This is a genomic window from Streptococcus sp. 21.1, from assembly GCF_016648635.1.
Classification (GTDB): Bacteria; Bacillota; Bacilli; order Lactobacillales; family Streptococcaceae; genus Streptococcus.
In genome coordinates this window covers 104,477-129,731 of the sequence record NZ_JACLQL010000005.1, presented here as the reverse complement: position 1 = coordinate 129,731, position 25,255 = coordinate 104,477, and the positions used below count along the sequence as shown (strand labels likewise).

Genomic DNA, 25,255 nt, shown 5'->3' with positions numbered 1-25,255 from the left:
ACTTTAGTGGTGGGCTTTTTGTTATGGTGAAAATTCTGTTATAATAAAACCATGATTGCTATGGAAACGATTGAAAAGCTGTCCAAAGAAAAGCTCCCCATGATAACGGTCTTGGCGGGCGAGGATTTAGGGCAGTATAGTCAAGCTAAAGAAAAATTTTTAAAACAAATTGGTTTTGATTCCAGTGACTTAACCTATTCTTATTTTGATATGTCGGAGACTGATTATCAAGATGCTGAGCTCGATTTAGAAAGTATGCCTTTTTTTGCAGATGAGAAGGTGGTCATTTTTGATCATTTCGCAGATATGACTACTGCTAAAAAGTCGTATCTGGATGAGAAAGAGTTGAAGCGTCTTGAAAATTATCTTGAGTCTCCTGTTGAAACAACTCGTCTTGTCTTAATGTCTGCAGGAAAGCTAGATGGAAAGCGTCGTTTAGTCAAACTTCTCAAACGTGATGCCATGGTGCTTGAAGCTAGTCCTTTAAAAGATGCAGAACTTAGAACCTATTTTCAAAAGCAGGCGCATCAAGAGGGGCTTACATTTGATACAGGAGTCTTTGAGGAACTTTTGATCAAGTCAAATTTTGATTTTTCAGATGTTCAAAAAAACTTAGCTTTTCTAAAGGGATATAAAACGGAAGGAAACATCTCATCGCAAGATATTGCTGAGGCCATTCCGAAAAGTTTGCAAGATAACATTTTTGATATGACGCAACTTCTTATACGAGGACAGATTCAGAGCGTTCGTGAATTGGTTCATGATTTACGGCTGCAGGGTGAAGATGAGATTAAGTTGATTGCTGTTATGTTGGGACAGTTTCGTACCTATTTACAGGTTAAACTTTTATCTGCTCAAGGTAAAAGTGAGCAGCAAATTGTTTCAAGTCTCTCAGATTATCTAGGGCGTAAAGTTAATCAGTTTCAGGTTCGTTTCGCACTGAGAGATAGCCGTCCCTTATCAGTAACATTCTTAATGATGACGATTAAGATTTTAGTAGAGACAGATTACCAGATAAAAACAGGAACTTTAGATAAAGACTACTTGTTTGATTTAGCACTTTTAAAAATTCTATCAAACCGCTAGAGGTATGGAGTTTTCTATGATTTTGTAAGCAAAATTTTTGAAAGCTCTACCACTTTGCGGTAAAATGGAGAAAAAATGAAAAGAGGACCTTTACTATGGCAATTATTCTTCCAGACCTTCCTTACGCATATGATGCTTTGGAACCATACATTGATGCTGAAACAATGACTCTTCACCACGATAAACACCATGCAACTTATGTAGCAAATGCTAATGCTGCTCTTGAAAAACACCCAGAAATTGGTGAAGACCTTGAAGCACTTTTGGCTGATGTGGAACAAATCCCAGCTGATATTCGTCAAGCACTTATTAATAATGGTGGTGGACACCTTAACCACGCACTTTTCTGGGAACTTTTGTCTCCTGAAAAACAAGAACCAACTGCTGAAGTAGCAGCTGCTATTAACGAAGCTTTCGGGTCATTTGAAGCCTTCCAAGAAGCTTTCACAGCAGCAGCAACAACTCGTTTTGGTTCAGGTTGGGCATGGCTTGTTGTTAACGATGAAGGTAAACTTGAAGTTGTTTCAACTGCTAACCAAGACACTCCTATCTCAGATGGTAAGAAACCAATCTTGGCGCTTGATGTTTGGGAGCATGCTTACTACCTAAACTACCGTAACGTACGTCCAAACTACATCAAAGCTTTTTTTGAAATCATTAACTGGAATAAAGTTGCTGAGCTTTATGCAGCAGCTAAATAAGTTTAAAATTATCCTCAATAAAAGAGGATAATTTTTTTGTAATATGATTGTAAAATCTCCTTGCTTTTTAGTGAATTATAGCTTAAACTATTATTGTTATGAAAAAAAAGAAAAAACATTCAAGCAAGAAGTACAGTGGAAGTCGCCGAAAAACTAAAGATAAAAAGAAAGATTCGGTAAAACAAGACCTTCAACAAGACGTCAAGAAAGACACTAAAGATACTAAAAAAGATGTCAAAAAAGGCGCTAAAAAGGCCAACAAAAAAGAAGCGAAAAAAGATACAAAAAAGGTTTCTAAAAAATCAGCAGACAAAAAAGTAGCTGAAGAAACAGTAGTACCAGTTGAGCACAAGGAAAAAGAAACAAAAACTGAAACCTTGGCACTTAGAAGTAAACGCTCTAAAAAATCTAAATCAAAATCATCTCGTGATGATAAAAAAGCATATCTTATCTTAGCCTTCCTAGGTGTTCTGGTAATACTTTTGTTTGTTGCCATGCTTGCTTTAGCAGGACGTGGGAAAAAAGCTGGTCACACCGGTAGCCTTGGAAATATCTTCGGCTCTAGTTCTAAAGTCACTAAAAAAGAAGACAAAGAAAAAGAGGAAAAGGTAACTCCAACTAATAAATCAGCCGAAGCTAAACAAGCAGTCATGGAAGCAGATGCAGATACCATGTATGGTAATGGCTTGTATTATGATTATGCTAACATGACATTGAACCAAGTGGTTGAAGCTTTTATGGCTGACCAAGGTATCGAGTCTAGCCAAATTGCCTTTTCATATAAAAATACCAAGACAAATGAGCAATTCTCTATGAATGATACTCAGCCAATGACTGCAGGATCAACTTATAAATTGCCACTAAACATGCTTGTCATGGATCAGGTTAATAAAGGAAAACTTTCTTTAACTGAACGTTTTGATATTACTAATACTGAGTATGAGTATCAAGGCGAACATGATAATTATGTTGCTGCTTTCGGTGGTTCAATGACTATTCCAGAAATGCAAGAGTATTCTCTTGTTTACTCTGAGAATACTCCAGCCTATGCTTTGGCGGAACGCCTTGGTGGTATGGAAAAATTCTATGGTATGCTTGATAAATACGGTAAATCAAAAGGTGAAGTGAAGACCATCCAAATGCATGGTAATAAGACAACGACGGATTATTACATCCAAGTTTTGGATTACCTTTGGAAACACCAAGATAATTACAAGGATATTCTCCACTACATTGGTGAGTCATTCCCTAATGAGTACTACAAGACATATCTTCCTAATCTGACAATTTATCAAAAACCAGGTTATGTCCGTGAAGCACTTAACGTTGATGCTATCGTTATGGAAGATACACCTTATATGGTTGCAATCTATACACGTTACCTTGGTGGATCAACTGAAAATTCAGATGAAATCAGCGGTTGGGGTCTCCAACAATTAGGAATGCTCTCTTATGTTATTAATGAGTGGCACCGTGTTAATATGAACTAATAAAGAAAGCCGAGTTTATCGGCTTTTTTCTATACAATTGAATAAAAGGTAAGAAGTACAATCCCTAGAAAAAGAAATGGAACAAATGCGATACATTCCTTAAGATTTCTTCGTATAAGGAAGTACGCTAGCCCTAATAGGCAGGCAAGCTCGATAGTTAGAAGTATTTTTGAAAATGGGAAAATAAGTGAGGCACTTGCTAAGTAGAGAAAATCACCTTCCCCAATGTTTAGATGTTTTATAAAAGAAAGGAAAGCGAGGATTATCCCTATGGCAAATGTGAGGTAATAGTTGCCCATGAATAGGAGTGGGACTGTTCCAACTATCCAAATCAGAAGTGGATAGGATTTCTGTTTCAAATCAAAAATAGATAAACAAAGGCTGAAGTAAAGAAAGTAGGTTACTTCAAGACTTAAAAAGTCATAGAAATATAGAAGACATATTACCCCACAAAATATTTCCATAAAGAGGTAACAAAAAGGGATAGGAGACTGACATGAACGACATCGAGATCTTAAGAAAAGTTGTGAGAGGATAGGAATCATCTCGGAAAAACGCAACTGATGCTTGCAATAGCTACAGTGACTACTAGGAAAAATAATCGAGTTCTCAGGAAAACGATCACAAACTAGTCCGATAAATGAGCCTAAAGAGGCTCCTAGAAAAAAATAAATAATGCTTAACATACCTAATTATTCGAAAAAGAATGAGAAAAAGCATTTCACTTGCATATTATTTAGAAATATTCTAAAATAAAAGTGTAAATAATAGTAATTCTAAATAAGGAGAATTAATATGGTAGATTCAATTAAAGAAACAATCAATGAAACAGTTAACCAACAAGCTGAAACTCCAACAAATACAAAAACTAAAGCAGTTTTGAATCAAGCAGTTGCTGATTTGTCTGTAGCAGCTTCAATTGTTCACCAAGTTCATTGGTATATGCGTGGTCCTGGTTTCCTCTATCTTCATCCAAAAATGGATGAATTGATGGATAGTTTGAATGCTCATCTTGATGTTATTAGTGAACGTTTGATTACTATCGGTGGGGAACCATACTCAACTTTGGTAGAATTTTCATCTAATTCAGGCTTGACTGAAACTACTGGCACATTTGATAAACCGATGTCTGATCAAATTCAATTATTGGTTGATACATACAAATATTTGTCAGTATTGTTCCAAGTTGGTTTGGATATCACAGATGAAGAAGGAGATGCTCCTTCAAATGATATCTTCACTGCAGCTAAATCTGAAATTGATAAGACAATCTGGATGTTGACTGCTGAACTTGGACAAGCACCAGGCTTGAAATAATCAAATTTTGAGTTAAGATGATTGTCAAGAGTTCCTCTAAAAGTGTATAATAATCGTAAAATACTTTTAGAAGAAGGGAGGCGGCGATATGTCTGAGCATCGACGTAGTCTAGGCGTTTATGAAGATGTCCTAAATCAGTTAAAAGCTAAGGGAATTCGGTTGACGGAATCTCGTAAAGCTGTTATTCGTTATTTGATGATGTCTGATCAACACCCTAGTGCAGATGTGATATATTATGACCTTCTCCCTGACAATCCTGGGATGAGCTTGGCGACGGTCTATAACAACCTGAAGGTGTTGGTTGAAGAAGGGATTGTCTCTGAAATTAAGGTTAATAATGATAATACAACCTATTATGATTTTATGGGACATGATCACTTAAATATTGTTTGTGAAAAATGCGGTCACATTACCGACTTAGACCTACCGATTCCGTCTTTCAAGGAAAAGGTAGAATCACAAACTGGTTTTCACATTACTCGTGAACAGATGATATTACATGGGATTTGCCCAAACTGTCAATAACCTGAGTCTTAATGACTTAGGTTTTTTAAGTCTTGAAGTATACAATAATCTGTAAAGGTTTTCAAAACTATCTTGTCATGGCAGAAGCTTTTTGCTAAAATATTGCTATGAAAACTTTATATGACGTTCAACAGTTGTTGAAACAGTTTGGCATAGTGGTTTACCTAGGGAAAAGGCTCTATGATATCGAAATGATGAAGATTGAATTAGAAGCCCTCTACCAGAATGGTTTAGTTGACAAGGACAACTATCTTACTGCTGAAATGATTTTACGACGTGAACATCGCATTGAAATGGAGAAAGAAAATGGCTAAAAAACTCTTAGGAATTGACCTTGGTGGAACAACTGTTAAGTTTGGTATTTTGACTTCGGAAGGTGAAGTGCAAGAAAAATGGGCTATTGAGACAAATACGCTTGAAAATGGTCGCCACATCGTTCCTAACATTGTAGAATCTTTGAAACACCGTTTGGAAATGTATGGACTTACTGCTGAAGACTTCATTGGAATTGGTATGGGATCTCCAGGTGCAGTTGACCGTGAAAATAAAACAGTAACGGGTGCTTTTAACTTGAACTGGGCAGAAACTCAAGAAGTTGGCTCTGTCATTGAAAAAGAACTTGGTATTCCATTCGCTATTGATAATGATGCTAATGTGGCTGCACTGGGGGAACGTTGGGTTGGTGCTGGTGCTAACAATCCAGATGTTGTCTTTGTAACATTGGGTACAGGTGTTGGTGGCGGTGTTATCGCTGATGGTAATTTAATTCATGGTGTTGCCGGTGCTGGTGGTGAAATTGGTCACATTATTGTTGAACCTGAAACAGGATTTGAATGTACATGCGGAAACAAGGGGTGTTTGGAAACTGTAGCTTCAGCAACAGGTGTTGTACGTTTAGCACGTCATTTGGCAGAAGGATACGAAGGGAACTCTTCTATTAAAGCTGCTGTAGATAATGGTGAGCAAGTGACAAGTAAAGATATCTTCGTAGCTGCTGCTGAAGGTGATAAGTTTGCTAATAGCATTGTTGATAAAGTCTCTCAATACCTCGGACTTGCAACAGCAAACATTTCAAACATTCTTAACCCAGATTCAGTTGTAATCGGTGGTGGTGTTTCAGCAGCTGGTGAATTCTTGCGTAGCCGTGTTGAAGGATACTTTACACGTTATGCATTCCCACAAGTTCGCCGTACAACAAAAGTGAAATTAGCAGAGCTTGGAAATGATGCTGGTATTATTGGAGCTGCTAGTCTTGCACTTACAATTGATAACTAATGACAGAAGGTGTGTCTGACCAATTATAGGTGGACAGCACCTTTTTCTTGTTGAAAAACGTTTACAATCAGCTGAGCTCTGCCATTTTGTTGAAAATGTGGTATACTTTAAAAGTTGAAATAAAAATTAAAGAGGAAAAAATGACTAAACTTAGAGAAGATATCCGTAACGTAGCCATCATTGCCCACGTTGACCACGGTAAAACAACACTTGTTGATGAATTGTTGAAACAATCACACACTCTTGATGAGCGTAAAGAGCTTGATGAGCGTGCAATGGACTCAAACGATCTTGAAAAAGAACGTGGAATTACAATTCTTGCCAAAAATACAGCAGTTGCTTATAACGGTACACGTATCAACATCATGGATACACCAGGTCACGCGGACTTCGGTGGAGAAGTTGAACGTATCATGAAAATGGTTGATGGGGTTGTCCTTGTTGTCGATGCCTACGAAGGTACAATGCCTCAAACACGTTTTGTGCTGAAAAAAGCGCTTGAGCAAAACTTGACACCTATCGTTGTTGTTAACAAGATTGATAAACCATCAGCACGTCCGGAAGAAGTTGTTGATGAGGTTCTTGAACTCTTCATCGAGCTTGGTGCCGATGATGATCAGTTGGAATTCCCAGTTGTGTATGCGTCAGCGATTAACGGTACATCATCATTGTCAGATAACCCTGCTGATCAAGAGCACACTATGGCTCCAATCTTTGACACTATTATTGATCACATCCCAGCTCCTGTAGATAACTCAGATGAGCCTCTTCAATTCCAAGTGTCGCTTCTTGACTACAATGATTTTGTTGGTCGTATCGGTATTGGACGTATCTTCCGTGGAACTGTAAAAGTTGGTGACCAAGTTACCCTTTCAAAACTTGACGGAACAACAAAGAACTTCCGTGTTACTAAACTTTTCGGTTTCTTTGGTTTGGAACGTCGTGAAATTGAAGAAGCAAAAGCTGGTGATTTGATTGCCATCTCAGGTATGGAAGACATCTTCGTTGGTGAAACAATTACACCAACTGATGCTGTTGAACCATTGCCAGTTCTTCGTATTGACGAACCAACACTTCAAATGACTTTCTTGGCGAATAACTCACCGTTTGCCGGCCGTGAAGGTAAACACGTGACATCACGTAAGGTTGAAGAGCGTCTTTTGGCAGAGTTGCAAACAGACGTTTCTCTTCGTGTTGATCCAACTGATTCTCCAGATAAATGGACTGTATCAGGTCGTGGTGAATTGCACTTGTCTATCCTTATTGAAACAATGCGTCGTGAAGGATACGAACTTCAAGTGTCTCGTCCAGAAGTTATCATCAAAGAAATTGATGGCGTGAAATGTGAGCCATTTGAACGTGTTCAAATTGATACTCCAGAAGAGTACCAAGGTTCTATCATCCAAGCCCTTTCAGAACGCAAAGGTGACATGCTTGATATGCAAATGGTTGGTAACGGTCAAACTCGCCTTATCTTCCTTGTACCAGCTCGTGGACTTATCGGATTCTCTACTGAATTCTTGTCTATGACACGTGGTTACGGTATCATGAACCATACCTTCGACCAATACTTGCCAGTTGTTGCTGGTGAAATTGGTGGACGTCACCGTGGTGCCCTCGTTTCTATCGATACAGGTAAAGCGACAACTTACTCAATTATGCGTATTGAAGAACGTGGTACAATCTTTGTTAACCCAGGTACTGAAGTTTATGAAGGTATGATTGTTGGTGAAAATGCTCGTGAAAATGACCTTGGTGTCAATATCACTACAGCAAAACAAATGACAAACGTGCGTTCAGCAACTAAGGACCAAACGGCTGTTATCAAGACTCCACGTATCTTGACTCTTGAAGAATCACTTGAATTCTTGGATGATGATGAATACATGGAAGTAACGCCTGAATCTATCCGCTTGCGTAAACAAATTTTGAATAAAGCAGAGCGTGATAAAGCCAATAAACGTAAGAAAAAAGCAGCAGAAGCTGAATAATATATAGAGAGGAGAAGAGATGTTTTATCTGATTGTTGCTGTATTGATTGCATCATTCTATTTCTTTATTGCACCAAAGTCGGTAAAAAACACCATGAATCTTCTCTTTGTCATGGCTACCTTAGCATTGCTCCTACTTTTGGCAGTGCTATCAATTATTAAATTCTTCAGCCTACCTGGTGAGTTCTTTGTTACAGTTGGAATGCTTGTATTGAGCTATTTCACCTTGAAAGATTTTTTCGCCATGTCGGACCTTAATCATGAAAAAGCTGAGCATGAAGATAAATAAGTAGCATGAGATTAAAAGTCAGTCTGATAGATTGGCTTTTTCTTTTACCAAGAAGAGGTAACTCCTTGAAATAGCTTGGGATAAAGGGTAAAATGATTATGATACAATTTGAGAGAATGGACGAATTATGAAATCAGTAACACAATTTGAAAATAAAAAAGTTTTGGTCCTTGGCTTGGCTAAATCTGGTGAAGCAGCTGCTCGCCTATTGGCTAAGTTGGGTGCTATTGTCACAGTAAATGATGGTAAACCATTTGAGGAAAATCCATCGGCCCAAGCCCTTCTTGAAGAAGGCATTAAGGTTGTTTGCGGCGGACATCCTCTTGAACTTTTGGATGAAAATTTTGAATTAATGGTGAAAAATCCTGGAATTCGTTATGACAATCCAATGGTAGCTCGTGCACTAGAAAAAGGTATTCCGGTTTGGACTGAAGTGGAATTGGCCTATCTAGTATCTGAAGCACCTATTATCGGTATTACAGGGTCAAATGGTAAGACAACAACGACAACTATGATTGCTGATGTCCTAAATCATGGTGGTAAATCAGGTGTCTTGTCTGGGAATATTGGTTTCCCTGCGTCAGAAGTTGCACAGTCAGTAACTAATCAAGATACCTTAGTTATGGAATTGTCTTCTTTCCAATTGATGGGGATTGACAGCTTCCATCCACATATTGCTGTGATTACTAACTTGATGCCGACACATATTGACTATCATGGTAGTTTTGAAGCATATGTGGCTGCTAAGTGGAATATTCAAAATCAAATGACTGTGGATGATTTTGTTGTTTTGAACTTCAATCAAGATTTAGCTAAGGAATTAGCTACACAAACTAAGGCACAAGTAGTTTCATTCTCAACAGTGGAAAAAGTAGATGGTGCCTATCTTGAAAATGGTGCTCTTTACTTCAAAGGTGAATTAGTGATGCGAGCTGATGAAATTGGCGTTCCTGGTAGTCACAATGTTGAAAATGCCTTGGCAACTATAGCTGTAGCAAAATTGTCAGGTATTTCAAACCAAGCTATAAAGGAAACCCTCGCAAGTTTTGGTGGTGTTAAGCACCGTCTCCAATTCGTTGATACTATCGATGAAGTGAAATTCTATAATGATAGTAAGTCAACTAATATTTTAGCGACACAAAAAGCACTTTCTGGTTTTGATAATAGTAAAGTCATTTTGATTGCTGGTGGTTTGGACCGTGGTAATGAATTTGATGAACTCATTCCTGACATTACCGGTCTTAAGAAAATGGTGATTTTAGGGGAATCAGCTCCTCGTGTCAAGCGTGCTGCTGATAAAGCAGGAGTAACTTATCTTGATGCCAAAGATGTGGCAGATGCGACACGTATTGCTTTTGATCAAGCCAGTGCAGGAGATGTTGTCTTGTTGAGCCCTGCAAATGCAAGCTGGGATATGTACAAGAATTTCGAAGTGCGTGGTGACGAATTTATCACAACTGTTGAGCAATTGAAGGGATAGGCTATGGCAAAAGCGAAAAAAATTGTTTTTACCGGTGGTGGAACTGTTGGACATGTGACTTTAAATCTTATCTTAATTCCAAAATTTCTAAAAGATGGATGGGAAGTGCACTATATTGGTGATAAGCACGGAATTGAACACGAGCAAATTGATAAATCTGGCTTGGATGTGACATTCCATAGTATTGCTACAGGTAAACTACGTCGTTATTTCTCATGGCAAAATTTGTTGGATGTCTTTAAAGTTGGTTGGGGGATTCTACAGTCAATTGCAATTATTGCCAAGATTCGTCCTCAAGCACTCTTTTCAAAAGGTGGATTTGTCTCAGTGCCACCGGTAATTGCTTCTAAGTTATTAGGCGTTCCTGTATATGTGCATGAGTCTGATCTTTCTATGGGCTTGGCCAATAAGATTGCCTATAAATTTGCGACTACTATGTTTACGACTTTTGAACAATCTAAAGGATTGGCGAAGACAAAACATATAGGTGCTATTACAAAGGTAGGGATGGCAACGTCCAATCAGTCTGATGCTCTGGATAAGATTAAAGTACAGTTTGATGACAAGTTAAAAACTGTCCTTTTCATAGGTGGATCAGCTGGTGCAAAGGTATTTAATGATTTTATTAGTAATACTCCACAACTGACTGAAAAATATAATGTCATTAATATTTCTGGGGACTCTTCATTGAATACCTTAGAACGTCATCTTTATAGAGTTGATTATGTGACAGATTTGTATCAACCTCTTATGGATACGGCAGATTTAGTTGTCACTCGTGGTGGTTCAAATACGATTTTTGAATTGTTAGCTATGAAAAAACTTCATTTAATTATTCCTTTAGGGAAAGAAGCTAGCCGAGGAGACCAACTTGAAAATGCTGCCTATTTTGAACGAAAAGGTTACGCACGTCAATTACAGGAAGCAGAGTTAAGTTGGGAAACCTTAAATCATGAGCTTGAACAACTTGTTGAACATGCAGAGACTTACAAAGAAGCTATGGCTAAATCTGAGGAAATTACTTCTCCTGATGATTTTTATAACCTATTAGTGACTAGTATTTCAAAAAAATAAAGGAATTTCATGGCAAAAAAGGATCAAGAATCACAAGAAAAACAAGTTCTCACAGAGTGGCAGAAGAGAAACCTCGAATTTTTGAGAAAAAAAGAAACCGAAGATTCTGAAGAATTTACGAATGGAAAGGTCGTTCATCCAGAAGGAGCGACTTCAAATGAGAGCCAACCATCAGTGAAAAAGAAGGTTAAAAAGAAAAAAAGGACCAAAAAGAAGAAACGAAAAAAAGGGAATACGAGTAGTAATATTCCAATTGCACAACAAAATCTTGCGGGACTAGTTATTTTTATCGCTGCACTCCTAATCGTATTTTCACTTTTCTTTATTTCACCTTGGTCAAAACAAAAGTTTCTCACTGTATCAGGAACAAAAAATGCTCTACCAGAAGATGTGAAAGTTGCAAGTGGAATTCTTGATACAGACTATATCACTCATGTCTTTTTCAACCAAGGAAAGATTGCATCAACTGTTGAAAAAACCAATGTTTGGGTTAAAAAGGCTACAGTAACTTATAGTTTTCCAAATCAATTTAATATTGCAGTAAAAGAATACCCAATTGTTGCTTATCGTCAAACTACAAATGGTTATGTTTCTATTCTTGAAAGTGGTAAGACAGGAGGAACGGTTTCAACTAGCAATCTACCTGATAAATTCATCACTTTAAAGATGGATGACGAGAAGAAAATCGAAGATTTAGTAAAAGAATTAAATAAACTTGATTCAAAAATCAAGAATAATATTCAAATTATTAATCTTACGCCAACTAAAGCAACTTCAGATTTACTAACGATTGAGCTGTATGATGGCAATTCCATTCGTGTTCCTCTTTCTCAATTAACGGTTAAGCTCCCTTACTACGAGAAAATTAAGAACCAACTTTCAGATGGAAGTATTGTTGATATGGAAGTTGGACTTTATACAACGACTCCTGAGGTTGAATCATCAAAAACTGATGGGGATAAAAAGAAAGACAAAGATAAGACTGATAAAAAGGATGAAAATACAACTTCTGAAGAAGATCAAGATACTACAACATCAACTGAACAGCATTCTGAGGAAGAGTCTAATTCTGAAAATCCGGGTATTCAAGGACAAGAAAATCCAACTGTTGGTCAAGAAACAACTCTTCGTCCTTCCCCTGCCCAAGGCTAATATTGAATAATAAAAAACGTAAAATGCTGACATTTTACGTTTTTTTATGGTACAATAGTATCCGAATAATTCTGTTTTTATACAGTTTACAAAGATATTGAATGGAAAGATTGAGAGGTCGAGTGAATGGCTAGAGATGGCTTTTTTACAGGATTAGATATAGGAACTAGCTCGATTAAGGTTCTTGTTGCTGAGTTTATTGATGGATCAATGAATGTCATCGGTGTAAGTAATGTTAAGAGTTCTGGTGTGAAAGATGGCATCATTGTTGACATTGACGCTGCAGCGAAAACAATCAAAACAGCTATTGAACAAGCAGAGGAAAAAGCTGGGATTGTTATTGAGCAAGTGAACGTTGGGCTTCCAGCTAATCTTCTTCAAATTGAGCCTACACAAGGTATGATACCTGTAACAAGTGAATCAAAAGAAATCAAAGATGAAGATGTTGAAAGTGTTGTTCGCTCAGCCTTGACAAAGAGCATTACACCTGAGCGTGAGGTTATCTCACTAGTTCCTGAAGAGTTTATTGTTGATGGCTTCCAAGGAATTCGTGATCCTCGTGGAATGATGGGGATTCGTCTTGAAATGAGAGGTCTCATTTATACAGGACCAACAACAATTCTTCACAACCTTCGTAAGACAGTTGAACGTGCTGGTATTCAAGTAGAGAATATTATCATCTCTCCTCTTGCAATGACACGTGCTGTTCTGAATGAAGGTGAACGTGAGTTTGGTGCTACTGTTATTGATATGGGTGGCGGTCAAACAACTGTTGCAAGCATGCGTGCTCAAGAACTTCAATTTACCAATATTTATTCTGAAGGTGGCGAGTACATCACTAAGGATATTTCAAAAGTTTTGAAGACTTCAATGCAGATTGCTGAAGCGCTTAAGTTCAATTTTGGTAATGCAGATATTGAAGAAGCAAGCGAAACAGAAACTGTCCAAGTAGAGGTTGTAGGTGAGAATTCACCTGTTGAAATTACAGAAAAATACCTTGCTGAGATTATCTCAGCTCGTGTGAAGCATATCCTTGATAGAGTTAAACAAGACTTGACTCGAGGACGTCTACTTGATTTGCCTGGTGGCATTGTCCTTGTAGGTGGAACAGCTATCATGCCAGGTGTGGTTGAAGTTGCTCAAGAGATTTTTGAAACAAATGTTAAACTTTACGTGCCAAACCAAGTTGGTATCCGTAATCCAATGTTTGCAAATGTGATTAGTCTTGTTGAGTATGTTGGTCTTCTTACAGAAGTTGACATCATCGCGCAACAGGCTGTGTCTGGTGAAGAGTATCTACGTCGTAAACCAATCGACAATGAGGCTCCTTCCTTGAGTTTTGATAGAACTCCTGCTCCAGCACCTCGAGTGGCTCCTCAACCAAATCCTATTCCTGTTGAGAACACTATTGAGGTACCTCTGCCAGTTGAAGAAGAAAATCATGAACAAAAACAAAAACTTGGTGATCGTGTTCGTGGAATTTTCGGCAGTATGTTTGATTAATTGAATCTAGTAAAAGCGAGGAAATAAAATGAGTTTTTCATTTGATAGCGCATCAGTTCAAGGTGCGGTAATTAAAGTTATCGGTGTCGGTGGAGGTGGCGGAAACGCTATCAACCGAATGATTGAAGAAGGTCTTGCTGGTGTTGAATTTATTGCAGCTAATACTGATATTCAAGCACTCAGTTCTTCTAAAGCAGAAACAGTAATCCAATTGGGTCCTAAATTGACTCGTGGCCTAGGTGCCGGAGGTCAACCTGAAGTTGGTCGTAAGGCAGCTGAAGAAAGTGAAGAAACACTTACAGAAGCACTTACAGGAGCTGATATGGTCTTTATCACTGCTGGTATGGGTGGTGGCTCTGGTACAGGGGCAGCACCAGTTATTGCACGTATTGCGAAAAGTTTGGGTGCATTGACAGTTGCAGTTGTGACACGTCCATTTGGATTTGAAGGTAACAAACGTGGTGCCTTTGCTGTCGAAGGGATTCAAGAGTTGCGTGAGCAAGTTGATACCCTTCTTATTATCTCTAACAATAACCTTCTTGAAATCGTTGATAAGAAAACACCTCTTCTTGAAGCTCTTAGTGAAGCAGATAATGTTCTTCGTCAAGGGGTCCAAGGTATTACAGACCTTATCACTAACCCAGGTTTGATTAACCTCGACTTTGCCGATGTGAAAACAGTTATGGCCAATAAAGGTAATGCACTTATGGGTATCGGTATTGGGTCTGGTGAAGAACGTATTGTTGAAGCTGCACGCAAAGCCATCTATTCACCACTTCTTGAAACTACTATTGATGGTGCAGAAGATGTTATCGTTAACGTAACTGGTGGTCTTGATATGACGCTTACGGAAGCAGAAGAAGCTTCTGAAATTGTTGGCCAAGCAGCTGGTAATGGTGTTAACATTTGGCTTGGTACATCAATCGATGATACATTGAAAGATGAAATCCGTGTAACAGTTGTTGCAACTGGTGTTCGCCAAGATCGTGCTGAAAAAGCATCTGGTATCAAAGCTCAACCACGTAAAGTGACTACAGCTCCTTCACAACCATCAGCTCCTACTCAACAAGTTGTTCAAGAAGAACAACGTCCAGTCTCTCAACCTTCATTTGAACGTCAACCAAATTTTGACTATAATGAAACACCTTCAATGCCACAACCAGGAGTTCGTCCTGCAGCGGCAGCTCCTCAACAAGAGCAGTCAGCTTTTGGTAATTGGGATTTGAGACGTGATAATATTTCTCGTCCTGAAACTGGTCAACTAGATAGTCAATTGACTATGTCTACATTCTCAAGTGATGTTGAAGATGATGATGAATTGGAGACACCACCATTCTTTAAAAATCGTTAATAATGACTATAGAAGAGAATAAAAATAATGTTTATCAAGCGGTAAAAGAAGCATGTGAAAGGGCTAATCGCTCTAGTGATGAAGTCAATATTATTGCCGTAACCAAATATGTTTCAAGTGATGTCGCTGAAGAATTGGTTCAAACGGGAATTAAGCACATTGCTGAAAATCGCGTTGATAAATTCTTAGATAAGTATCAAGCTTTAAAAAATTATGATTTGACTTGGCACCTTATTGGTACCTTGCAACGTCGTAAAGTAAAGGATGTTATTAATTTAGTTGATTATTTTCATGCTTTGGATTCTGTTAAATTAGCAGAGGAAATTCAAAAGCGTGCCGACCATACTATTAATTGCTTCCTACAAGTTAACGTTTCAGGGGAGGAATCAAAACATGGTTTTTCAGCTGAAGAACTTGATACTGTTCTAAAACAAATTGAAAATCTTGATAAGATTTGTATCGTTGGACTAATGACTATGGCTCCAATTGATGCAGATGCTCAAGAACTTGATAAGATTTTTTCTGAGACAAATGAGCTTAGACAATCAATTCAAGAGAAAAAACTAAAGAATGTTCCTTGTGATCAGTTAAGCATGGGGATGAGTCGAGACTATGACATGGCTATTCAGAATGGATCAACCTTTGTCAGAATAGGCAGTGCATTCTTTAAAGAGAACGGAGAATAACCTTATGGCATTAAAAGACGCAATTGATAAAATTGTTTCATATTTTGATACCGACGAAGTAACAGATTATGAAGATGCTGCTAAAGAAGAGGCTAAAGCACGTCCAGTAAAAGCACGTCCAGTAAAAGCACAGAGACCTGTGCAGACACCACCTCCTCGTCAGCAACGTCAACCTGAGCGTTCTCAGGCAACAGTCCCTCCTCGTCGCCAACATGTTAATTCAGACTTACAGGAAACTCAAGTCCTTCGTAGTTTACCTCTGAGTCGTTCACAAGCAAATCAGGGACCACAACAAATGAATACAACTAAAACAACAATTGCAATTAAATATCCTAAAAAGTATGAAGATGCTCAGGAAATTGTAGAACTATTGATTGAAAATGAATGTGTTTTAATCGATTTTCAATATATGTTGGAAGCGCAAGCTCGTCGTTGTCTTGACTTTATTGATGGTGCTAGCAAGGTACTTACAGGCAACTTGCAAAAAGTTGGCTCTTCAATGTATTTGCTTACGCCAATTAATGTCGTAGTAGACATTGAAGAGATTGGTTTGTCTCACGGCAACCAAGAAGCTAATTTCGACTTCGATATGAAGAGACGTTAAGTGATGTCTGTATTACTTTATGTTATTTGGGCACGTGTTGTTAACGTGATAGAGATTCTTCTTGTAGTCTATGCTTTGTTATCTTGGTTTCCAGGAGCTTATGATACTAGCCTTGGAAGAATCATTAGACAAATTGTTCAACCGATTCTCGCACCATTTCGTCGCCTGAATTTAGCTTTTGCTGGTATTGATTTTTCAATAATCGTAATTGTACTTCTACTAAACTTTTCACTTAGAATTCTTAGATTTATTCTACTCTGATGTCAGATATTAAAAAAATTGAACAGCATTACTCGTTAGATGAACGGCCTTTTCTAGAGAAGGTTAGGGGATTTTGTCATTTAGTTGATGAGAGGTACAGTCCTTACTTAACTGATTTCTTGAATCCTCGTGAAATTCAGATTGTTGAAGAGTTGGCTCGTTATTACAATTTAAAATTTTTTGTGAGTTCAACTCTTGAATCTGAAGAGTATGGAAGAGTGATACTTGCTCCCGAATATTACGAGCTTGAAGAAGATGACTTTGAAATTAAACGATTAGAAATCTCATATGCGAGACAGTTCAATAAATTGACACACCCAAAAGTTTTGGGAGCGCTGATTAATCAGCTTGGTCTTGATCGTCAAGTATTTGGAGATATTATTCTTGATGAAGAAGGACGCGTTCAATTTTACATTGCTTCTCATTTAGCAAGTTATGCGATAATGACTATTACTAAGATTGGTAATGTTTCGGTTACTCTAAAAGAAGTAAGTAAAGACGATTGGATTTCAAATCAAGAAAAGTATTCAAAAACTTTTGTCTTACTTTCCAGTATGCGTCTTGATAATGTGTTGGCGACGGTATTAAACTTATCTCGTTCTAACGCCTTAAAACTTATTGCTTCAGGAAAAGTAAAATTAAATTATAGACAAGTTGAGAAGGCTGATCAGGCGGTTATTATTGGTGATATGATTTCGGTTAGAGGTTATGGTCGATTTCGACTAGCTCAACAAGACGGATTTTCAAAGTCCGGAAAAGCTAAAATCGTTATTGAAAGTCTGTTAAGACGGAGAAAAAAGTAGTTATTTAATTTAAACCATTAAATATGGTAATGAAAAATAAAGGAGGCCTGTAATGGCTATTACAGCACTTGATATTAAAGATAAACAGTTTACAACTAAATTTCGTGGATATAATGAGCAAGAAGTTGATGAATTTCTTGATATTATTGTAGACGATTATGAAGATTTAGTTCGTGACAATCGTGAACTTGCTGCTCGTGTAAAAGAGCTTGAAGAAAAATTGGCTTATTTTGATGAAATGAAAGAATCATTGAGTCAATCAGTTATTTTGGCTCAAGAAACAGCAGAAAAAGTTAAAGCTTCAGCGGCTGACGAATCAGCTAACTTAATTAATAAGGCTAACTTCAATGCTACTCATTTGGTTGAAGAAGCTAAATCTAAGGCATCTGAAATTCTTCGTGATGCAACAGATGAAGCCAAACGTGTTGCCATCGAAACAGAAGAACTTAAACGTCAAAGTCGTGTCTTCCACCAACGCCTATTGGCTGCAGTTGAAGGTCAGCTTAGCTTAGCAAGTGCTCCAGAATGGGGTGAATTGTTGCAACCAACAGCTATTTATCTTCAAAATTCAGATGCTGCCTTTAAAGAAGTTGTTGAAAAAGTTTTGGATGAGCATGTACCTGATTCAAATGATGCAGCTTCATTTGATGCAACTCGTCAATTCACTCCTGATGAAATGGCTGAACTTCAACGTCGCGTTGCTGAAAGTAATAAGCAAGTTGAAGATTTCTCTAGTCCAGAAGTTGATGAAACAAACGAAGTTGTTTCAACTCCAGTTGATTTTGGTATTCCAGACACTTTCGAGAGTGAAGTGGCAGATTTCCCAACTTCAGCACCAGTAGATGAAGATTTTGATTTGCAACCTGAGACAACAGGTGAAATTAATCTAAACGAAACACAAACGTTTAAATTGAATATTAGCGAATAAGAAAAATACAACTTACCAAGTATATTAACAGCGAGTGGGAGATGGTGTGAGTCCCACATTCCCTATTTGGATAGTTATCATTTTCAAGCATTCTAACTGAAATAAGTAAGTTAGAAGGATGGTCCTCCTTACGGACATATGAGGGAGCAAATTCTTTTGCTCTGAATTAAGGTGGTACCACGAGCTTTCGTCCTTTTTGATGAAGGCTCTTTTTATTTAGTAAATTAAATTAAAGAGGAGATATAATGAAACTCAAAGAAACCTTAAATCTAGGTAAGACAGCCTTTCCAATGCGAGCTGGACTTCCTAACAAAGAACCAATCTGGCAAAAAGAGTGGGAAGAAGCTAAGATGTATCAATGTCGTCAAGAGTTGAACCAAGGTAAACCTCACTTCACTCTTCATGATGGTCCTCCTTATGCCAATGGTAATATTCACGTTGGTCATGCGATGAATAAAATTTCTAAGGATATCATTGTGCGTTCAAAATCAATGTCTGGTTTCTATGCTCCTTACGTGCCTGGTTGGGATACGCATGGTCTTCCAATTGAACAAGTGTTGGCAAAACAAGGTGTGAAACGTAAAGAACTTAATCGTGCTGAATATCTTAAGATGTGTCGCGATTATGCACTTTCACAAGTTGACAAACAACGTGAAGATTTCAAACGTCTTGGTGTTTCGGCTGATTGGGATAACCCATATGTTACTTTGACACCAGATTATGAAGCAGCTCAGATTCGTGTCTTTGGTGAGATGGCTAAAAAAGGTTACATCTATCAAGGTGCAAAACCAGTTTATTGGTCATGGTCATCAGAATCAGCGCTTGCTGAAGCAGAAATTGAGTACCATGATTTGGTTTCAACTTCACTTTACTATGCCAATAAGGTTAAGGATGGTAAAGGAGTACTAGACACAGATACATATATCGTAGTTTGGACAACAACACCATTTACAGTAACAGCTTCACGTGGATTGACTGTTGGTGCTGATATCGAATACGTTCTCGTAAAACCTGCCGGAGAAGACCGCAAATTTGTTGTTGCTTCTGAATTACTTAATAGTCTTTCTGAGAAATTCGGTTGGACAGATGTGGAAGTACTTCAATCATACCGTGGTGAAGAATTAAATAAAATTGTGACTGAACACCCATGGGATACAGAAGTTGATGAGCTTGTTATTCTTGGTGACCACGTTACTACAGATTCAGGTACAGGTATCGTCCATACGGCTCCTGGTTTTGGTGAGGATGACTATAACGTAGGTATTGCTAATGGTCTTGAAGTTGCCGTAACCGTTAATGAGCGTGGTATCATGATGGGAAATGCTGGACCTGATTTTGAAGGTCAGTTCTACGATAAAGTGGCTCCAATTGTTATGGAAAAACTCGGCGATTTACTCCTTGCCAAAGAAGAAATCTCACACTCATACCCATTCGACTGGCGTACGAAGAAACCAATCATCTGGCGTGCAGTACCACAGTGGTTTGCATCTGTTTCTAAATTCCGTCAAGAGATTCTGGATGAGATTGAAAAAGTTAAATTCCATTCTGAGTGGGGTAAAGTTCGTCTCTACAACATGATTCGTGACCGTGGTGACTGGGTAATCTCTCGTCAGCGTGCTTGGGGTGTGCCACTCCCAATCTTCTATGCTGAAGATAAAACACCAATCATGACTGAAGAAACTATCGAACATGTGGCTAAACTTTTCGAAGAACACGGTTCAGTTATTTGGTGGGAACGTGATGCCAAAGATCTTCTTCCAGAAGGTTTTACACATCCTGGCTCACCAAACGGCGAGTTTACTAAAGAAACTGACATTATGGACGTATGGTTTGACTCAGGCTCATCATGGAACGGTGTTGTTGTTAACCGTCCTGAGTTAACTTATCCAGCTGACCTCTATCTCGAAGGTTCAGACCAATACCGTGGATGGTTTAATTCATCTCTTATTACATCTGTTGCCAATAATGGTGTTGCACCATATAAGCAACTCTTGTCTCAAGGTTTTGCGCTTGATGGTAAGGGTGAGAAGATGTCTAAATCGCTCGGTAACACAATTGCTCCTAGTGATGTTGAGAAACAATTTGGTGCTGAAATTCTTCGTCTTTGGGTAACAAGTGTTGATACAACTAATGACGTTCGTATCTCAATGGATATCCTTAGTCAAGTATCAGAATCTTATCGTAAGATTCGTAACACACTCCGTTTCTTGATTGCCAATACTTCTGACTTCAATCCAACAACTGATGCAGTAGCCTTTGAAGACTTGCGTTCTGTAGATCAGTACATGACTATTCGATTTAACCAATTAGTTAAGATTATTCGTGATGCCTATGCAAACTTTGAGTTCTTGACTATCTACAAAGCCTTGGTTAACTTTATTAACGTTGAGTTGTCTGCATTCTATCTTGATTTTGCCAAAGATGTGGTTTATATTGAGAGTGCGGAATCACTTGAACGTCGTCAAATGCAAACAGTCTTCTACGATATTCTTGTTAAGATTACAAAACTCTTGACTCCAATCCTTCCTCATACTGCAGAAGAAATTTGGTCATATCTTGAATTTGAAACAGAAGACTATGTTCAATTGTCAGAGTTGCCAGAAGCAGAATATTTTGTGGGCCAAGATGCACTTCTTGAAAGATGGAATGCCTTCATGGATTTCCGTGGCCAAGCTCAAAAAGCTTTGGAAGAAGCTCGTAATGAAAAAGTTATTGGTAAATCGCTTGAAGCTCATTTGACTATCTATCCTGATGATGAAGTCAAAGAACTTATTGAAGGTTTGAACACTAACCTTGCTCAACTTTTGATTGTTTCAGCATTGACTATTGCTGAAGGAGAAGCACCTGAATCTGCTGTAAGCTTTGAAGGCGTGGCATTCACAGTAGAACGTGCTACAGGTGATGTCTGTGACCGTTGTCGTCGTATCGATCCAACTACTAAAGAACGTAGCTACAACGCGACTATCTGTGATCACTGTGCTAGCATTGTTGAAGAAAACTTTGCTGAAGGTGTAGCAGAAGGTTTTGAAGTAAAAGCAAAATAAAATAAAAAGAGTTCACCGTGAACTCTTTTTTCTATTTGTTTTTCGAATATAGTATTGAACACAATAAAAAACTAGCTAAGCTAGTTTTTTATTATAGTCCGTAGTTATAATCATCGTCTTGCATGGCTTCGACAGTTCCTAGAAGGTAACCATTACCAACTTGAGAGAAGAAGTCGTGGTTAGATGTTCCTGTAGAAATACCATTCATAACGATTGGGTTAACATCGTTCGCACTATCTGGGAAGAGTGGATCTTGTCCCAGGTTCATAAGAGCCTTGTTGGCATTGTAACGAAGGAAAGTCATAACTTCCTCAGTCCATCCAACACCGTCATAAAGAGATTTAGTGTAGAGCTCTTCATTTTCATACAATTGATAGAGGAGATCATACATCCATTCACGGAAACTTTCTTGCTCTTCTTCAGGCAATTCGTTGAATCCAAGTTGGAATTTATAGCCAATATAGGTTCCGTGAACAGATTCGTCACGGATAATGAGCTTGATAATTTCAGCGACGTTAGCTAGCTTGTTATTACCAAGATAATAGAGTGGAGTGAAGAACCCTGAATAGAAAAGGAAAGTTTCAAGATATGTTGAAGCAACCTTTTTCTGAAGAGGCGTTCCATTTTCATAGATATCGTTAATGATTTTCGCCTTGGTTTGGAGGTATTTGTTACTGTTAGTCCACTCGAAAATTTCTTCAATTTCAGATTTAGTATTCAAAGTTGAGAAGATTGAAGAGTAAGATTTGGCGTGAACAGACTCCATGAACTGAATGTTGTTCAATACAGCTTCTTCATGAGGTGTACGGACGTCTGCACGAATGGCTTCAACACCCGTTTGAGATTGCATGGTATCTAGCAATGTTAAACCACCGAAAACTTTTCCAACCAAATCTTTTTCTTCAGCGGAAAGTTTACGCCAGTCATCAAGGTCATTTGAAAGTGGGATACGTGTATCTAGCCAAAATTGCTCGGTCAATTTTTCCCAGGTAGATTTATCAATCGCATCTTCGATTTCATTCCAGTTAATGGCTTTGTAGTAAGTTTCCATTAGAAACCTCTTTCTTTATTGATATCGTTACTATTTTATCATAATTCAAAATCATGATATAGTTTTTTGAGTTGATCTATTAAAAAAGTCGGCGAACCGACCTTTTAATGCATTTTGTAAATAAGAGTAGTGAAGTTGCTATCGTTAAATCACTATCTTAAATGACACAGCTTTCACATTGGTTAGAACCAACCTCTTCCCCATCATCTGTATAAGTACGGATGTAGTAGATTGATTTAATTCCTTTGTTAAAGGCGTAGTTACGAAGGATAGAAAGGTCACGAGTTGTTTGTTTATTTTCTGTTTTCCATTCGTAAATTTCTTTTGGTAACTCACTACGCAAGAATAGGGTTAATGACAAACCTTGATCAACGTGTTCAGTCGCAGCGGCATAGACGTCGATAACTTTACGCATGTCCATGTCGTAGGCTGAAGTGTAGAAAGGAATTGTGTCTGTTGAAAGTCCGTTGGCCGGATAGTAAATTTTTCCGATTTTCTTTTCTTGACGTTCTTCAATACGTTGTGTGATTGGATGGATAGAAGCAGAACAGTCATTAATATAAGAGATTGAGCCATTTGGTGCAACAGCCAAACGGTTTTGATGGTAGAGTCCATCTTTCTTAACGAGTTCACGTAGTTCTTCCCAATCTTTGGCTTGTGGGATGAAGTGACCATCGAAAAGTTCTTTGATACGGTCAGATTTAGGAACGTATTGACCTGTAACGTATTTATCAAAGTAAGAACCATCAGCATATTTTGATTTTTCAAAACCGACAAAGGTTTCTTGACGTTCGCGGGCAATATTGTTAGATTCAACCAAAGTCCAGTAGTTCATAAGCATGAAGTAGATATTAGTGAATTCAACAGATTCGGGGCTACCATACTCGATATGGTGTTTAGCAAGGTAAGAGTGAAGCCCCATAGCTCCTAAACCAAAGGTATGAGCTTGTTGGTTACCATTTTTGATGGATGGTACAGCATCAATACTTGAACTATCTGTAACAAAGGTAAGTGCACGTGTCATAGCCTTAATCGAACGTCCAAAGTCAGGAGATGTCATCATGTTAAGGATATTAGTTGATCCAAGGTTACATGAAATATCTGTACCGAGTTTGACAAACTCTTGTGCATCGTTAAGTTCACTTGGTGTTTGAACTTGGAGAATTTCAGAACAGAGGTTGGACATGACGATCTTACCATCAATTGGGTTGTGTCGATTGGCTGTATCAACATTGACAATATATGGATAACCCGATTCTTGTTGGAGTTTAGAAATTTCAGTTTCTAGCTCACGTGCATTAATCTTGGTTTTTGTAATATTGGGATTGGCAACCAACTCATCATACATAGCTGTAATATCAATGTAGTTATATGGTTTACCATACTCTTTTTCGACTGAGTATGGGCTGAAGAGGTACATATCTTCATTATTACGTGCCAACTCGTAGAATTTATCTGGAACTGTAACACCAAGTGACAGTGTCTTAACACGCACCTTTTCATCAGCATTCTCTTTCTTAGTAGAAAGGAAGGCAAGGATATCTGGGTGGAAAACATCCAGGTAAACAACACCAGCACCTTGACGTTGGCCAAGTTGGTTTGAGTAAGAGAAGCTATCTTCGAAAAGCTTCATAACAGGTACGACACCAGAGGCTGCCCCAGCATAACCTTTGATAGGAGCACCAGCTTCACGTAGGTTAGATAGGCTAATACCTACCCCACCACCAATACGTGATAACTGGAGGGCCGAGTTGATAGAACGTCCGATAGAATTCATGTCATCCGTTACTTGAATAAGGAAACATGACACGAGTTCACCACGACGGCTACGTCCAGCATTTAGAAATGAAGGAGTAGCAGGCTGGTAACGTTGGTGAATCATTTCGTTAGCTAGGTCGCTAGCTAGGTTTTCATCACCATCAGCAAAGTAAAGGGCGTTGAAAAGAACGCGATCTTCAATACTTTCGAGGTAAGACTCGCCATCGTTTGTTTTGAGGGCATATTGTTGGTAGAACTTGTAGGCTGCCATGAAAGATTGGAAGCGGAATTTTTGAGAATGAATTTCTGCAGACAACTTTTCGATGAAAGCAGGTTCGTATTTACCGATGAATTCAGACTCGATATAATCGTTCTCAATCAAATAATTAATTTTATCTGTGATGCTGTTGAATGCCATTGAATTTGGCTTAACGTTTTCAAGGAAGAAGGCACGAAGTGCTTCTTTGTCCTTATGCAAAGGAATTTGACCGTTAACAGGACGGTTAATTTCGTTGTTGAGGCGGAAGTATGAGACATCGCCAAGATTTTTTAAAGACATAATACAGATACCAGGCTCAGTTTAATAGTATATTAAGGTTAAAATATTAAACTAAGCAAACAAGTTCCTTTCTATTTAAAAACTTGATAATTAAAGGATTTCTTTAAGTTTAGTCGGTTGAAAACCTGAAAAGACGATATCGCCTGCTTCAATAACTGGAGCAGCAGTGAAACCAAGACTTTTTACGTAATCGATTTTTTCTGGTTGTTCATCAATGTTGATTTCTTCGAAATCAGCACCTTCCTTTTCCAAGAATTTTTTAGTCATTTTACACTGCATGCAGTTGTTTTTAGAAAACAATGTAATCTTTGCCATTGCAAATACTC

23 protein-coding genes and 2 pseudogenes are annotated in these 25,255 nt (G+C 38.1%); 21 read left to right on the top strand and 4 right to left on the bottom strand.

The window, feature by feature from the left end; genetic code table 11:
- Nucleotides 1-51 precede the first annotated feature (51 nt).
- The 3 genes from holA (at nucleotide 52) to H7U01_RS05440 (ending at nucleotide 3,277) form a co-directional block, all read left to right on the top strand.
- On the top strand, nucleotides 52-1,086 hold the full coding sequence (gene holA / locus H7U01_RS05450) for a DNA polymerase III subunit delta (protein WP_064524720.1): 1,035 nt from the start codon (nucleotides 52-54) through the stop codon (nucleotides 1,084-1,086).
- Between the two features lie 95 nt (nucleotides 1,087-1,181).
- Complete coding sequence (gene sodA, locus H7U01_RS05445) at nucleotides 1,182-1,787, top strand: superoxide dismutase SodA (RefSeq protein ID WP_049545964.1); 606 nt, start codon at nucleotides 1,182-1,184, stop codon at nucleotides 1,785-1,787.
- Nucleotides 1,788-1,885: 98 nt separating this feature from the next.
- Complete coding sequence (locus H7U01_RS05440; RefSeq protein ID WP_073950585.1) at nucleotides 1,886-3,277, top strand: serine hydrolase; 1,392 nt, start codon at nucleotides 1,886-1,888, stop codon at nucleotides 3,275-3,277.
- 29 nt (nucleotides 3,278-3,306) lie between these two features.
- Here H7U01_RS05440 and H7U01_RS05435 read toward each other — a convergent pair whose 3' ends face one another.
- On the bottom strand, nucleotides 3,307-3,963 hold the full coding sequence (locus H7U01_RS05435) for a prepilin peptidase (protein ID WP_201041245.1): 657 nt from the start codon (nucleotides 3,961-3,963) through the stop codon (nucleotides 3,307-3,309).
- Nucleotides 3,964-4,072: 109 nt separating this feature from the next.
- Between H7U01_RS05435 and H7U01_RS05430 the strand changes: the two genes are divergently transcribed.
- The 18 genes and pseudogenes from H7U01_RS05430 (at nucleotide 4,073) to ileS (ending at nucleotide 21,561) form a co-directional block, all read left to right on the top strand.
- Nucleotides 4,073-4,594 (top strand): Dps family protein, encoded by a 522-nt coding sequence (locus H7U01_RS05430; protein ID WP_002890656.1) that lies wholly within the window; start codon nucleotides 4,073-4,075, stop codon nucleotides 4,592-4,594.
- An 88-nt stretch (nucleotides 4,595-4,682) separates the two neighbouring features.
- Nucleotides 4,683-5,120 carry a Fur family transcriptional regulator gene (locus tag H7U01_RS05425; RefSeq protein WP_064524717.1) on the top strand — a complete coding sequence of 146 codons (438 nt, stop codon included), beginning with the start codon at nucleotides 4,683-4,685 and terminating at the stop codon, nucleotides 5,118-5,120.
- A gap of 107 nt (nucleotides 5,121-5,227) precedes the next feature.
- Nucleotides 5,228-5,434, top strand: a complete 207-nt coding sequence (locus tag H7U01_RS05420; protein ID WP_002890657.1) for a YqgQ family protein — start codon at nucleotides 5,228-5,230, stop codon at nucleotides 5,432-5,434.
- A complete protein-coding gene (locus H7U01_RS05415) occupies nucleotides 5,427-6,395 on the top strand; it encodes an ROK family glucokinase (protein WP_037600464.1) in 969 nt (322 codons plus the stop codon). The genes H7U01_RS05420 and H7U01_RS05415 overlap by 8 nt, the downstream gene beginning before the upstream one ends.
- A gap of 140 nt (nucleotides 6,396-6,535) precedes the next feature.
- Nucleotides 6,536-8,386 carry a translational GTPase TypA gene (gene typA / locus H7U01_RS05410; RefSeq protein WP_002884130.1) on the top strand — a complete coding sequence of 617 codons (1,851 nt, stop codon included), beginning with the start codon at nucleotides 6,536-6,538 and terminating at the stop codon, nucleotides 8,384-8,386.
- Between the two features lie 19 nt (nucleotides 8,387-8,405).
- Nucleotides 8,406-8,675, top strand: coding sequence for a DUF3165 family protein (locus H7U01_RS05405; protein WP_064524715.1), 270 nt, complete (start codon nucleotides 8,406-8,408; stop codon nucleotides 8,673-8,675).
- A 127-nt stretch (nucleotides 8,676-8,802) separates the two neighbouring features.
- A complete protein-coding gene (gene murD, locus H7U01_RS05400; RefSeq protein ID WP_064524713.1) occupies nucleotides 8,803-10,155 on the top strand; it encodes a UDP-N-acetylmuramoyl-L-alanine--D-glutamate ligase in 1,353 nt (450 codons plus the stop codon).
- A 3-nt stretch (nucleotides 10,156-10,158) separates the two neighbouring features.
- A complete protein-coding gene (locus H7U01_RS05395) occupies nucleotides 10,159-11,229 on the top strand; it encodes a UDP-N-acetylglucosamine--N-acetylmuramyl-(pentapeptide) pyrophosphoryl-undecaprenol N-acetylglucosamine transferase (protein ID WP_201041244.1) in 1,071 nt (356 codons plus the stop codon).
- A gap of 9 nt (nucleotides 11,230-11,238) precedes the next feature.
- Nucleotides 11,239-12,381 (top strand): cell division protein FtsQ/DivIB, encoded by a 1,143-nt coding sequence (locus H7U01_RS05390; RefSeq protein ID WP_064524711.1) that lies wholly within the window; start codon nucleotides 11,239-11,241, stop codon nucleotides 12,379-12,381.
- A gap of 126 nt (nucleotides 12,382-12,507) precedes the next feature.
- Nucleotides 12,508-13,884 carry a cell division protein FtsA gene (gene ftsA, locus H7U01_RS05385; RefSeq protein ID WP_037600477.1) on the top strand — a complete coding sequence of 459 codons (1,377 nt, stop codon included), beginning with the start codon at nucleotides 12,508-12,510 and terminating at the stop codon, nucleotides 13,882-13,884.
- Nucleotides 13,885-13,912: 28 nt separating this feature from the next.
- Nucleotides 13,913-15,002: pseudogene (gene ftsZ, locus H7U01_RS05380) on the top strand (cell division protein FtsZ); the annotation flags it as partial.
- Nucleotides 15,003-15,076: 74 nt separating this feature from the next.
- Nucleotides 15,077-15,235: pseudogene (locus H7U01_RS10070) on the top strand (cell division protein FtsZ); the annotation flags it as partial.
- Between the two features lie 2 nt (nucleotides 15,236-15,237).
- Nucleotides 15,238-15,921 (top strand): YggS family pyridoxal phosphate-dependent enzyme, encoded by a 684-nt coding sequence (locus H7U01_RS05375; RefSeq protein ID WP_037600483.1) that lies wholly within the window; start codon nucleotides 15,238-15,240, stop codon nucleotides 15,919-15,921.
- Nucleotides 15,922-15,925: 4 nt separating this feature from the next.
- Nucleotides 15,926-16,525, top strand: coding sequence for a cell division protein SepF (locus H7U01_RS05370; RefSeq protein ID WP_201041243.1), 600 nt, complete (start codon nucleotides 15,926-15,928; stop codon nucleotides 16,523-16,525).
- Nucleotides 16,526-16,528: 3 nt separating this feature from the next.
- Complete coding sequence (locus H7U01_RS05365) at nucleotides 16,529-16,786, top strand: YggT family protein (RefSeq protein WP_002890670.1); 258 nt, start codon at nucleotides 16,529-16,531, stop codon at nucleotides 16,784-16,786.
- Nucleotides 16,786-17,589, top strand: coding sequence for an RNA-binding protein (locus H7U01_RS05360; protein WP_037600486.1), 804 nt, complete (start codon nucleotides 16,786-16,788; stop codon nucleotides 17,587-17,589). The genes H7U01_RS05365 and H7U01_RS05360 overlap by 1 nt, the downstream gene beginning before the upstream one ends.
- Nucleotides 17,590-17,641: 52 nt before the next feature.
- Nucleotides 17,642-18,517, top strand: coding sequence for a DivIVA domain-containing protein (locus H7U01_RS05355; protein WP_037600939.1), 876 nt, complete (start codon nucleotides 17,642-17,644; stop codon nucleotides 18,515-18,517).
- Nucleotides 18,518-18,762: 245 nt separating this feature from the next.
- Nucleotides 18,763-21,561: an isoleucine--tRNA ligase gene (gene ileS, locus H7U01_RS05350; protein WP_201041242.1), complete on the top strand. Its 2,799-nt coding sequence runs from the start codon at nucleotides 18,763-18,765 to the stop codon at nucleotides 21,559-21,561.
- A gap of 91 nt (nucleotides 21,562-21,652) precedes the next feature.
- On the opposite strand, the gene nrdF is transcribed toward ileS, so the two are convergent.
- The 3 genes from nrdF to nrdH all read right to left on the bottom strand — a co-directional run bounded on the left by nrdF (nucleotide 21,653) and on the right by nrdH (nucleotide 25,244).
- The gene (gene nrdF, locus H7U01_RS05345) at nucleotides 21,653-22,612 is read right to left on the bottom strand and encodes a class 1b ribonucleoside-diphosphate reductase subunit beta (RefSeq protein WP_002890675.1); all 960 of its coding nucleotides are present in this window, start codon (nucleotides 22,610-22,612) and stop codon (nucleotides 21,653-21,655) included.
- Between the two features lie 157 nt (nucleotides 22,613-22,769).
- Nucleotides 22,770-24,929 carry a class 1b ribonucleoside-diphosphate reductase subunit alpha gene (gene nrdE, locus H7U01_RS05340; RefSeq protein ID WP_002890676.1) on the bottom strand — a complete coding sequence of 720 codons (2,160 nt, stop codon included), beginning with the start codon at nucleotides 24,927-24,929 and terminating at the stop codon, nucleotides 22,770-22,772.
- 90 nt (nucleotides 24,930-25,019) lie between these two features.
- Nucleotides 25,020-25,244 carry a glutaredoxin-like protein NrdH gene (gene nrdH / locus H7U01_RS05335; protein WP_004182714.1) on the bottom strand — a complete coding sequence of 75 codons (225 nt, stop codon included), beginning with the start codon at nucleotides 25,242-25,244 and terminating at the stop codon, nucleotides 25,020-25,022.
- Between the last annotated feature and the right edge of the window lie 11 nt (nucleotides 25,245-25,255).